At 59.3% G+C, this 11,471-nt stretch carries 10 protein-coding genes; 7 read left to right on the top strand and 3 right to left on the bottom strand.

From position 1 onward, the window contains the following. The 5 genes from ABSG47_RS12765 (at nt 1) to ABSG47_RS12745 (ending at nt 6,148) form a co-directional block, all read left to right on the top strand. Nucleotides 1–1,002 carry a hypothetical protein gene (locus ABSG47_RS12765; protein WP_424170074.1) on the top strand — a complete coding sequence of 334 codons (1,002 nt, stop codon included), beginning with the start codon at nt 1–3 and terminating at the stop codon, nt 1,000–1,002. Between the two features lie 82 nt (nt 1,003–1,084). Further along, nucleotides 1,085–2,236: an FN3 associated domain-containing protein gene (locus ABSG47_RS12760; RefSeq protein ID WP_424170073.1), complete on the top strand. Its 1,152-nt coding sequence runs from the start codon at nt 1,085–1,087 to the stop codon at nt 2,234–2,236. 152 nt (nt 2,237–2,388) lie between these two features. Further along, nucleotides 2,389–3,297, top strand: coding sequence for a GNAT family N-acetyltransferase (locus tag ABSG47_RS12755; protein WP_424170072.1), 909 nt, complete (start codon nt 2,389–2,391; stop codon nt 3,295–3,297). 29 nt (nt 3,298–3,326) lie between these two features. Next, a complete protein-coding gene (locus ABSG47_RS12750; protein WP_424170071.1) occupies nt 3,327–4,061 on the top strand; it encodes a lysophospholipid acyltransferase family protein in 735 nt (244 codons plus the stop codon). Nucleotides 4,062–4,252: 191 nt separating this feature from the next. Beyond that, on the top strand, nt 4,253–6,148 hold the full coding sequence (locus tag ABSG47_RS12745; RefSeq protein ID WP_424170070.1) for a FecR domain-containing protein: 1,896 nt from the start codon (nt 4,253–4,255) through the stop codon (nt 6,146–6,148). 64 nt (nt 6,149–6,212) lie between these two features. Here ABSG47_RS12745 and ABSG47_RS12740 read toward each other — a convergent pair whose 3' ends face one another. From ABSG47_RS12740 to ABSG47_RS12730, 3 genes are read right to left on the bottom strand one after another with little or no spacing between them, the layout of a single operon-like run. Then, nucleotides 6,213–7,268, bottom strand: coding sequence for a LacI family DNA-binding transcriptional regulator (locus tag ABSG47_RS12740; RefSeq protein WP_424170069.1), 1,056 nt, complete (start codon nt 7,266–7,268; stop codon nt 6,213–6,215). Between the two features lie 58 nt (nt 7,269–7,326). Continuing rightward, the gene (locus ABSG47_RS12735; RefSeq protein WP_424170068.1) at nt 7,327–8,820 is read right to left on the bottom strand and encodes a glycerate kinase type-2 family protein; all 1,494 of its coding nucleotides are present in this window, start codon (nt 8,818–8,820) and stop codon (nt 7,327–7,329) included. Next, the gene (locus ABSG47_RS12730; protein WP_424170067.1) at nt 8,817–9,575 is read right to left on the bottom strand and encodes an alpha/beta hydrolase; all 759 of its coding nucleotides are present in this window, start codon (nt 9,573–9,575) and stop codon (nt 8,817–8,819) included. Before ABSG47_RS12730 ends, ABSG47_RS12735 begins: the two co-directional genes overlap by 4 nt. Here ABSG47_RS12730 and ABSG47_RS12725 point away from each other — a divergent pair. Both ABSG47_RS12725 and ABSG47_RS12720 read left to right on the top strand, forming a co-directional pair. Beyond that, complete coding sequence (locus ABSG47_RS12725) at nt 9,574–10,635, top strand: M20/M25/M40 family metallo-hydrolase (protein ID WP_424170066.1); 1,062 nt, start codon at nt 9,574–9,576, stop codon at nt 10,633–10,635. The two genes, ABSG47_RS12730 and ABSG47_RS12725, sit on opposite strands and share 2 nt — an antisense overlap. A gap of 125 nt (nt 10,636–10,760) precedes the next feature. Continuing rightward, nucleotides 10,761–11,222 carry a methyltransferase family protein gene (locus ABSG47_RS12720; protein WP_424170065.1) on the top strand — a complete coding sequence of 154 codons (462 nt, stop codon included), beginning with the start codon at nt 10,761–10,763 and terminating at the stop codon, nt 11,220–11,222. Nucleotides 11,223–11,471: the final 249 nt, after the last annotated feature.

Below are 11,471 nucleotides of genomic sequence, written 5' to 3'. Positions count from 1 at the left end.
ATGGCGCGTCCGGAATCCAATGCGGGTTTGCCGAAGGGCTTTGACGAGCAGATGGCGGCGTTGGATGCGCTGAAGGGGCGCGAGCTGGATGCGGTCTCGATTGCATTCGTCAAGAAGATGCTGGGGAATCGCAGCAACTATCTTGTGGGCAAAGCGGCTCGGCTGACGGAAGAGAATGAGCTGCGTGAGCTGATGCCGCATGTGCTGGCGGCGTTTGAGCGATTTTTTGAGGATGCGGTCAAGCGCGATCCGCAGTGCTGGGCGAAGAATGCGCTGAGCAGAACGCTGGCGAAGCTGGGATGCAGAGACAAGGATGTGTTTCTGCGCGGGTTGACGTTCCACCAGTATGAGCCGGTGTGGGGCGGGCGCAGCGATACGGCGGGCACGCTGCGTGGCAACTGCGCGCTGGCGCTGGTGACGTGCGATGGATTGATTACGCCGGATTTGCTGGTGCTGCTACTGGAGCCGCTGACGGATGCGGATAAAAGCGTGCGCATGGAGGCAGTGCGAGCGCTTGCCGCACTGGGCGAGCCTGCCGTGCCAGTGCTGCGGCTGCGGGCGCTTGTGCCTGGTCCAGAGCCGGAAGAGATGCTGGCCGTGTGCTTTCAGGCGCTGCTGACGATTGAGCGTGAGGATGCGATTTCATTTGTGACGCGTTTTCTGGAGCCGGAGGATGATTCCGCAGCAGAGGCGGCTTTTGCGCTGGCGGGAACGCATTTACCGGTCTCACTGGAAGCGCTCCTTCAAAGCTATAAAAAGTGCCATGATCCATGGTTCATGGGCGTGCTTCTGAGTGCGATCGCGCTGACGCGATTGCCTGAGGGAGTGGATTTTCTGATTAGGCTGATTGAGGGCGAGGCGCGCGAGGCGGAGGCGGCGATTGAGGCGCTGGCGCAGCCAGAGCCGGGCGATGAGCTGCGGGCGAGAATTGCGAAGGCCGTGGAAGATACGGGGAGCCCACGGTTGAAGAAGGCATTCGAGACGCATATCAGCAAGGAATAAGACCATACATCGGAGCTTCCGGGATGCGGTGATTCTATGGATAGTCACGCCGGAGACGCTATGATGCGTTAGGGAGTTTTTCATGTTTCATTTGTTTGTTTTGGCGGGGGTATTCATGTGCGGCGGGTGCGGCGGACAGCAGACGCCTCCCGCTCCGGCGGCGACGATGGCGGCCGCACCCACGGTGGCGACGACGACTGCGCAGAATGGCGCAGTGATTGCGACCCTGGCGAGCACAACGAGCGGCGCCACGATTTATTACACACTGGATGGCAGCACACCGACGACCTCTTCCCAGGTTTATGAAGCGCCGTTCCTGGTGGCATCGAACCTAACGGTGAAGGCGATGGCCGCGGCGAGCAGTTACAACAACAGTGCGGTTGCTACGCGGGCGTTTGCGCCGAATATTCCGTCGGGCACGCTGGTATGGAGCGATGAGTTCAACGGGACGGCGGACACGATGTATACGGAGCCGAATCCGACGACGTGGACTTACGATACAGGCACGAATTGCTGCGGCAACAACGAGCAGGAAACCTATTGTGCGTGGGGTTCGAACATTGCGCCGTGTTCCACTGCGAGCCCGAATGCGTATGCAAGCTCGGATGGTTATCTTCACATCCAGGCGCGACAGCCCACTGCGGGAGCGGCCACCTACACTTCGGCGCGGCTCAAGTCGGCTGGGTTATTCAGCTTTATGTACGGGCGTATTGAGGCGCGAATGCAACTGCCGGAGTCACAGGGAATGTGGCCTGCGTTCTGGACGCTGGGGAACAATATTAAGACTGTGAACTGGCCTGCGTCCGGCGAACTGGACATTATGGAGCACATCGACGGCAGCAATCCGCCACCGTATGTGGGCGGAAAGCCGCCAGGGTACGACTGGATTGCCGGCTCAGTGCATGGTGGCACCAGCGGCAATCATGAAGGGAACGGAACACAGCAATATCACCCCGCGGGATTTTCGGCGGCGGACTGGCATACCTACGGCATGATCTGGACGAAGGGAAAGATTCAGTACTACATCGATGATCCGTCGAATATCTATGCCTCGTTCAGTACATCGGATCTTGTGTACAGCAACGGAAGCATTACGCCGTGGCCCTTCGACATGGGTCCGGAGTTTGTGATTCTGAACCTGGCTGTGGGCGGAAGCTGGCCGGGCAATGTGGATTCAAAGACGGTGCTTCCAGGAAACATGCTGGTGGATTACGTGCGGATCTATACGCCGTAGTATGCCTGGGGCGCATAAAGCGCATCGAATATGAGAGAAAAATGAGGCAGGACGCGATTTCATTATTGTTCAGTTACGGATTGGAGAAGAATTTGCACTGCGTTTGCGCCTGATTCATCGTCCTATTACAGAACGAGGAGGATACTACTCCCGTGAATCCGCATACAGCCGAAAAATCTCCGGTTAATTCAGGTCATTCCACGGTCCCCACAGCCGATTACTATCTTCCTCGCCTTACTTCCCAGCCGCCGGCAGTTTCTTCTCGTGCTCGCGTTCGCGCCGAGGTAGGCCGCTATCGTCTGCGGCTTGCAGAGGGCGTGGAGGATCGCGAGGCGGTGTGCCGGCTGCGTTTCCGCGTTTTTAATATCGAGCTGGGCGAGGGGTTGGAGAGCTCATATCAGACGGGTCTGGATACGGATGAGTTTGACCTCTGCTGCGAGCACCTTCTGGTGGAAGACAAGCTGGAGGATAATCCGGCGAAGCGGATTGTGGGCACTTACCGGATGCAGAGCGGCATGGTTGCGGCGCGGAACTTCGGCTACTACTCGGAGCAGGAGTTTGATTTTGCGCCGTATGAGCCGCTGCGGGCGGAAATTCTGGAGCTTGGCAGGGCCTCCATCGATCGCGATCATCGGACCCCTGAGGTGTTGACACTGCTGTGGCGGGGCATTACCCAGTATGCTAACGACATGGGGCTGCGTTACCTGGTTGGCTGCTCGTCATTGAATTCAAAGGATCCCGCGGAGGGCTGGCAGGTGTATCGCCAGTTGGAGCACTACCGGGTGAGCCCGGAGTTCGCTACGCATCCGACGGCCGCGTACGCCTGCCCGGTCGAGCCGGAGGCGGACGCACAGAAGCCGCTTCCTGACGGAGAGGCGAATGCCGCGGCGCAGGTGAAGGTGCCTAAGCTCCTGAAGACGTACCTGGCGATTGGCGCTCGGATTGCCGCGCCGCCTGCCTGGGACCGCGCCTTCGGGACTATCGACTTCCTTACGCTGCTCGATCTTCGGTTGATGTCTTCGGCTGCGCGCAATCGGTTCCTGGCCCCGCTGACTCAGTGAGTCTTCGCGGGTGCCTTCGCGCTGTGGCGATGGCCTGGGCTTTAACGCTTTGCATGGTGGAACTGATTCTGGCGCAGCTGGCTGCCTGGCGCTCCGGCGAGGGGTTTACGCCGCTTCGTCGCGCGCGATGGCTGCAGACTGCCTGCAGGCAGGTGACGAGGAGCCTGGGCATCCGCTTCCGCGTTACGGGCACGCCGCCGATGAACGGACTGCTGGTTTCAAACCATCTAAGCTACCTGGACATTTTGATCTACTCGGCTGCGCTGCCGTGCGTCTTTGTCTCGAAGGCCGAGGTGAACAAGTGGCCGTATTTTGGATTTGCGGCGCGGCAGGGAGGGACAATTTTTATCGATCGCACGCGGCGTGTGAGCGCGCAAGAAGTAGCACAGGAGATGGCGCGCAGGCTGGCTGATCCGGTGCCAATTCTTGTGTTTCCTGAGGGGACAAGCTCCGACGGCGCGCAGGTGGTGCGGTTTCATTCCTCGCTCTTTGAACCTGCAGCGGCGACCGGTGCGGTGGTGACGCCGGCGGCTGTTCGATATGAGAGCGCGGGTGGTGCGCCGGAGAGCGATCTGTGCTGGTTTGGAGATGAGTCATTTATGTCACATCTGTGGCGGACGCTGGGCGGGCCAGGATTTACGGCGGAGTTGATATTTGGCCAGCCGCGCGTGTATGCGAACCGGCGTGAGGCGGCGCTGGAAACGTACGAGGAAGTGGCGCAGATGCGTGGAGATAGGCGTAACCTGACTGCTATTTCCCGATAACTTCCGTATAACTTCGGAGGTAACCTGGCAGGCGCTCGCAGCTATTGCAAAATAATTCTGCAACTTATCCTTGCGGATTTGCGTCATTGACGGCAGAGTCCTGTGGGTCGTATCGTAAATCCGCAACTCTTTTGACCGCTCTCGCCGAGGTAATTCTGCTTCGCTCCGAGTTACGGCCCAGTGGAGGTTTTATGGGCATCGCTCGCACAAGCCATCTGCTTATTCTCCTGCTGTCAGGCTCCCTCACCGTTATCCCGAACATGGCCTCTGGCCAAGCGGTTCCATCCGAAGCAGTCCAGTCCAAACCGGCCGCGCCTCAGAAGCCTGTGTCTGCACAGACTTATGCGCAGGTGGTCCGCCTCAGTTATGTCGAGGGAGATGTTCGTATTACACGCGGAAAGGCCAGCAAGGAGGCTTCGGGCTCCGACTGGGAGGCGGCAGTGGCCGGCCTTCCGATTGAAACAGGCTTCAACCTGGTTACTGGCCAGGGTCGCGCTGAAATTGAATTTGAGGATGCCTCCACGGTCTATCTCGCGGAAAACTCCGCGCTGTCCTTCAACGATCTGCATACGACCAATGAGGTTCCGTACACAAATCTCGCCCTTCTTACGGGTACGGCGACGCTGAATGTTCAGCACTCCCCCGATACGTTCATTCTGTTTACGCCTACCGCGCGGATTACTCCGGCACGCCTGCATAATTCGTACTTCCGGGTTACCAGCTATGCGGATGGAAATGCTATTGCGGCTCGTGCCAATATGGCCGTCAGCCTTCCGGACGCTGCCCGCCCGGTGATGGATAAAGCGGGGTCGGCTACGCTCTACTACCGCGGAGGCGCACGCATTTCCGCGCCCGGCGGCGCCGATACGCAATCCTTTGCTGCATGGGATCAGTGGGTAGATCAGCGGGTAACCGCCCACAACACAGCCATGAAGGCTGTGATGACAGAAGCTGGACTTGACGCTCCGGTTCCGGGCCTGGCGGACCTGAACGGGAAAGGGAAGTTCTTTTCCTGCGAGCCTTATGGCACTTGCTGGGAGCCGAATGAGGCTGCGGAGCCGGATTCGGAGCCGTCTCATGGTCAGGCGGGGCAAGGGGCGAACCATGAGTCCGCGCGGATGGGGGCTCAATCGGCGGCGATGGCAACGCAGGGACCGCGGCTGGTTCGGACCGCGGTTGTGAGACCCTTCGGGCAGACGGCGCAGGCAGCGAGCTTTTCCGGGCAGGATGGTTTTTTTGAACCTAACTTGTATGACCGGCTCTTTCCCTGCATGCCTAACCGGATTGCGCTGATGATGATGACTGCCGCATATTCCGGCGGAACGGAGAGCCTCTCTCCCTTTGGATACGGTGAGCCCTACGATTGGGCTCGCTGCCACGCGGGCTCCTGGATTCATTACCGAAACCATCGCCGCTACACATGGGTGGTGGGTACAAAAGTTCACCATAACTCGCCGATAAAGTGGATCAAGTACAACGGCAAAACGGCGTTTGTTCCACGGAATCCCAGGGATGAGGCGGGCAAGCTGCCGCTCAACCGCGAGCACGGCGTTTTTGTGGTGAAGGGAAAGAACGGAGATCCGGTACAGCTAGCCGAGTACGATCCCAAGCAGGAGATGAAGCTGCTGGATGCTACGCCGAAAGAGTATCTGAAGCCTGTTTATGCGCCCCTGCAAAGGGTTGCTGAGCCGCATCCTGAAGTGCATGCGCTGACGGCTCAGGCGTTCTCGTCTGCCGGTCGGCATCCGGAGGAATTCCACGCTACGCTTGCTTTTGACCACAAAAGCCAGAGCTTCCTGCTTGCGCGCCAGGTTACGACGGGCGGGAAAACCTCCACGGTGATGCAGTCCTTCGAGGGGCGCAGTGGAGAATTACAGGCCCGCGCCGAGGGTGTCGATTCGCATGGCAATTACAGTATGCATGCCAGCAGCATGGGTGGCGGTCATGTTGGCGGTTCGAGTGGAAGTGCGGGATCCTCAAGCGTCGGCGGCGCGTCGGCTTCTCATGGCGGCGGTTCCTTCAGCGCGAGCAGCTCGTCGTCGAGCAGCTCATCTGCCAGCGCTTCGGCAAGCGCCAGCCACCACTGATTGACCGGGAAGCAAAAAACGGCGCGGAAGAACTTCTTCCACGCCGTTTTTTTGTGTTCCGCAGTCAGTTTGCCGGCTTGTCAGTAGATCCGCGCAGCACAAGGCTCGTTGATACCAGAAACTCACGTTGGGTCTTTGCTTCAGGCTCGCTTTCGGCCTGGCGGCGGAGAGCTTCGAAGGCCGCGTGGGCAAGATCGACGCGCGACATGCGAATGGTGGTGAGCGGGGGGAGCGTGTATTCAGCGAATGCGATGTCATCGAGGCCGATGACTGAGAGATCGTGCGGCACGCGCAGACCCGCCATGTAAGCGGCGCGGAGGACGCCAATAGCTGTCATGTCATTGGAGCAGACGATGGCGGTGGGGCGCGCGGCGAGTTTCTGGAGACGCTCAAAGCCGCTAACTCCGCCCTTGAGGGTGTGGTCGCATTCGATGATCCAATCGGAGTGGATGGGCAATGCCTGGGCGCTCATTGCGGTGCGAAAATCGTTTTCCCGCGTGATGGCGGAGTGCAGTGTGTGTGGGCCTGCGAGGAAGCCGATTTTGCTGTGGCCGAGCGTGGCGAGATGTTCGACTGCGGCGCGAATGCCGGTGGTGTAGTCGAGCAGGATGGTGGAGGATTTCTCGTCGTGCAGCTTGAACTCGGCCAGGACGAGCGGGATACTGTGCTGCGCGAGCTGATCGAGCTGGTCGAGGACGGTTTCCTCTTCGCCGAAGGTGAGCACGGCTACGCCTTCGACCTTGCGCTCGATCATGCGGCGGACGCAGGTGGTGAGCACTGCGGGATCGCTGTTTGAGGAGCTGACGAGGATCTCATATCCGTTGGCGACAGCGACCTCTTCAAAGCTCTGGATCAGTTCCGGGAAAAATGGGTTGGTGATGTTTTCAACGATGATGCCGAAGAGGCGGCTGCGCCCGGAGACGAGCGAGCGGGCGTGGGTGTTGGGGTAGTAATTGAGCTGCTCAATGGCCTGCCAGACACGCTTGCTGAGCCGCTCACTGACAGCGGGCGAGCCGTTGACAGTGCGCGAGACGGTGGCGATGGAGACCTTGGCCAGAGCGGCGACGGTACGGATGTCTGCGGCTTTTGCCGGCCGACTGGAGGAGCGTTTGCGAGGCACGGAAACATCGTAGCAGAGGGACAAGGGACAGGGGACAAGGCAACAGCGGGCCGGCGAGTTAACTGGATGAGTTTCGCGGGGTGGCGCTGTCGGCGATGAAGAGGCGCAGATCGCGCAGGTTGTGGCCGGTGGGACCAGTGACGACGGTGTCGCCGAGGGCGGTGAAGAGCGGGCAGGCGTCGAACTCGGCGCGGGCGCGGAGGGGATCATAGCCGAAGGCGCGGGCGCGAGCGACGGTGGTGGGATCGGCGATGGCTCCGGCGGAGCGGGTGTTGCCGTCGATGCCGTCGGTTCCGGCGCTGAGGATGGTGAGCAAAACGTCAGGATATTTTTCGAGATCCAGCGCGCAGGCCAGGGCGAGGTGCTGGTTGCGGCCGCCGGCGCCGGGAGTGCGGTCCATGGTGACGGTGACCTCGCCTGCTGAGATAAGGCAGAGACGCGGGTGGTCCGCCCGCAGCTCATGGAAGCGCGCGAGCAGGTATCGCGCGGCATCGGCGTAGTCCCAGTCGTCGCAGCTATTGTCCACGGCCACATGGAAGCCGGCCTTTGTGGCTAACGTACGGGCGTTTTCGACCAGATCATGTGAGGAGAGCAGAATTTCGTAGATGGATTTGCGGAAGGCATCATCCTCGTCCTTGAGTGCGGCGATGGATGTGAGGCGACGCAGAAACATGCCGGGAAGCCGGGGGACGGCGAGGCGAGGTAGAAGGGAGGCTTTCACGGGCTTGTTGCCGGGAGATTCGGGAAGGTCTTCGCGCTCAAAGAATTCGCGAATGCTGCGAGGCAGGCGGGGTGCGATGCTGTACCGGTCGAGGATGGCGCGGACGTCATCCACGGTGGTTTGATCGGGCGTGGTGGGCCCGCTGGCGAGTGCGTCGAGCGAGCGTAGCGGGACATCGGGCAGAAGGAGCGATACCTTGCAGGCTTCCGGAGCCGCTATGGCAAGCCGCCCGCCTTTGACGGCGGAAAAATGCTTGCGGAGGGTGTTGATTTCCTGGATGGGAGCGCCGGAGGCAAGCAGCGTTTCATGGAAAGCGACGGTGTCTTCAAGGCTGATCTCTGGATCGAGCGGAAGGTCCATCATGGCGGAGCTGCCACCAGAGATGAGGAAGAAGATCAGCGTATCCTTTTTGGCCTTTTTGAGCAGGGCAAGCGTGGCGCGGGCGCCAGCGAAGGAGTCTTCATTGGGTAGCGGATGACCACCCTCAAAGTAGCGGATGCGCCAGTTGCGATCTTCCGGCAGCGGGCTGCCGCAACAGATGCCGCGGAGACCCTGCCGGCGTTTCATGCGGTCCAGGAGCACGGAAAGCATGGACCCCGCGGCCTTGCCCATGGCGATGACGAAGATGCGTTTGTAGTCCGCGAGATCGATGACGTCCTGTCCGCTGCCGTCGGGGATCAGGCGATGAAGTTTCTGGTCTTCGAAACGGAGGCGGCGGTCGAATGCGGACTCGATGCTGCAGGAAGCCAGCGATTCGGTGAAGATCCGCGTCGCGGTGGTGTGCAGGTCTTCGAGGGCCGAGTTGAGAGCCAGATTGCCGGGGAGCGTCATGATTCCAGTTCCTTGAGCCAGGCGGCAAGCTCGCGCTGTATGGCTTCGAGCTTGCCGGTGAAAAAGTGATCCGCGTCCTTCACAAAAATAGTACGCCTGGGCTGGCTGGCTGCCTCTGTGACCGCTATGAGAGTTTCGCTGGGTGCAAATTGGTCGTGGTCGCCGCTGAGGAAGAGCTTGGGCAGCGTGCAATCCCGGAGGTAAGGATAATCATAGGTGCGATGATCGGACTGGATGGGCAGGCCGAGAGCGGCGATGGCACGAATTTGTCCGGTCTGGATCTGGGCGGAACCGCAGCGCGCGCAGCAGGCAGCGAGTGTCATGGCTGCGCCAAAGCTGAAGCCTACGGCCACGATGGGGCGGTGGTATTCGTTCTTGAGCCAGTCGAGCGCGGAGGATACGTCTTCTGCTTCTGCGCTGCCATCATAGGCGCCTTCGCTCAGGCCCGTTCCGCGAAAATTGAAGCGCAACACAGGCCACTCGAAGCCCCACTCAGGCGCATTCATGGTTTTCATGGCGTGGTACACAACTTTGTTGTGCATGGTGCCGCCGCTGGGTGGATGCGGATGAGAGACCAGTGCCGCGAACGGCGCATCGGGCGAGCCTTCATTCAAGAGAGCTTCCAGCCTGCCGTTGGGCCCGGCTAGAGGAATGCTACGCAGAGTGCGTCTTGCGGATGAGATCATGCCTGTCGTTATTGTATGCGCCCGAGTGATGAGGGTTATGGCTGCTGTGCGGTATTCTGGCAGAGCCATGCCGAATCCGACCGCGCCCAGCCTGACGAAACCCAGTATTGTGAAGCTCGATCCGCTTGTATTGACGCGGGAACTGGCGGAGATTGATTCGACTACGTACTGCGAGGGTGCGGCGGGCGATTTTCTGGCTGAATTTCTTGCGGGGCGCGGATGGGCTGTGGAGAAGACGCCTGTTCCACAGGCGGGCGAGGGCAATGATGGGCCGCGGTGGAATGTGTATGCCGGACCCGCGGATGGCTCGCCAGACCTGGTTTTTTCGACGCATATCGATACTGTGCCTCCGTACATTCCTTTTCGCGAGGACGAAGAGTTTCTTTATGGGCGCGGCGTGTGCGATGCCAAAGGGATTATTGCAGCGCAGACGGCGGCGGCTGAGGCCCTTCGGGCTCTGGGGTTTCGGATTGGGTTATTGTTTGTAAGCGGTGAAGAACGCGACTCCGCGGGCGCTAAGATTGCGAACGAACATCCCAAAGGTAGCCGCTTTCTGATTAACGGAGAGCCTACGGACAATCGGTTGGCGCTGGCATCCAAAGGCGCGCTGCGCGTGGCTGTGCGGGCAAGCGGCGTGATGGCGCACTCGGCGTATCCGGAGCTGGGCGATAGCGCGATTCACAAGCTGGTGCAGGCACTGGACAGGATTCTGGAAATTGAACTGCCGGTCACGGAAGACGTGGGCCCATCGACGCTCAATATCGGACAGATCCGCGGCGGCTACGCGCCGAATGTGATTGCGGACAAGGCCGAGGCGCATATCCTGGCGCGACTGGTGGGGCCGTCGGAACCGGTTCGCGAGGCTGTTCAGGAAGCCGTCAGCGGATTTGCAGACGTGGATTTCACGCTCGACATTCCGTTTATCCGGCTGCGCGAGATTCAGGGACTGCCGACGATGATTGCCAAGTTCACCACCGATATTCCGTGGCTTACCAAGTGGGGCGAGCCTCTGCTGCTGGGGCCCGGATCGATTCATGTGGCGCATACGCCAAATGAGCGCATTGCGAAGAAAGAGATTCTGGAGGCGGTGGATCTCTACGTTCAGGTAGCGAAGAATCTGCTTGCCTGAAGGGCGCGAGAGTGCCTGCATCCACGTTAAGAGAGTCTCCGTAAAAATTGATGCCAGGTGTGGATTCTGCCCTGTTATGCTTCCACTGCTGCTCCCCGTTTTCTAGATATGCAATATAGAGAAAAATGACAGAGACCAACTCTGCTCCGGTGACGCCGGAGCGCATTCTTCAAATGGCCTGGGGCTTTTCTGCGCCGCTTATTCTTGAAGCCGCAATTAAAAACCGAGTTTTCGATGTGCTGGACGAAGGGCCAAAGTCGTTGGCGGAAACGGCTCAGGCGACAGGAGCTTCTGAGCGCGGGCTTGCCGCGATTATGAATGCACAGGTTGGGTTTATAGCATTTCTAGAGCATTTCTCCTCTTGCTGTAGAGCGACCCCAGCCTGGCCGCAAAAACAAATACGCTACGAGGGTGGGGCGCACGAACTTTATACCTTCGGGAGAGATGCTCGAATGTTGCGGCCTGGGACGGCAGCGACTGAGGATTTGCCGGAACAACTTTCGCTTTTTGTTTTCCCTGTCGGGCTGTTTTCCGAGGGGTGGAAGATTATGGCTCTATGTGATTGTTTTTGTGTAATTTACCGGTGATTTATGGTGTTTACTAATTGATTATCATGAGCGGTTACTTTTGAGGGGACACCCTCGAAAAAAAAATTTCTGGGCTGCCTTGAAAGAGCTACGGCCCGAATCCTTTTTAGGATTCGGGCCGTGGCTCTTTCTTCTGCTAATTCTGAGTAAAGCATAAATGGGGTTAATTGCATGCAAAGTTTCTGAAGGAGGTGGGGTTACGAAAGGGTGGTGGACTTTGGTAATGGGGAAAGAAAGGGAAAAGGGACA

It is taken from the genome of Occallatibacter sp., assembly GCF_049510455.1.
GTDB lineage: Bacteria > Acidobacteriota > Terriglobia > Terriglobales > Acidobacteriaceae > Telmatobacter.
Note: the sequence above shows the minus strand (reverse complement) of the source record. Positions and strands in the feature narration are given on the sequence as shown.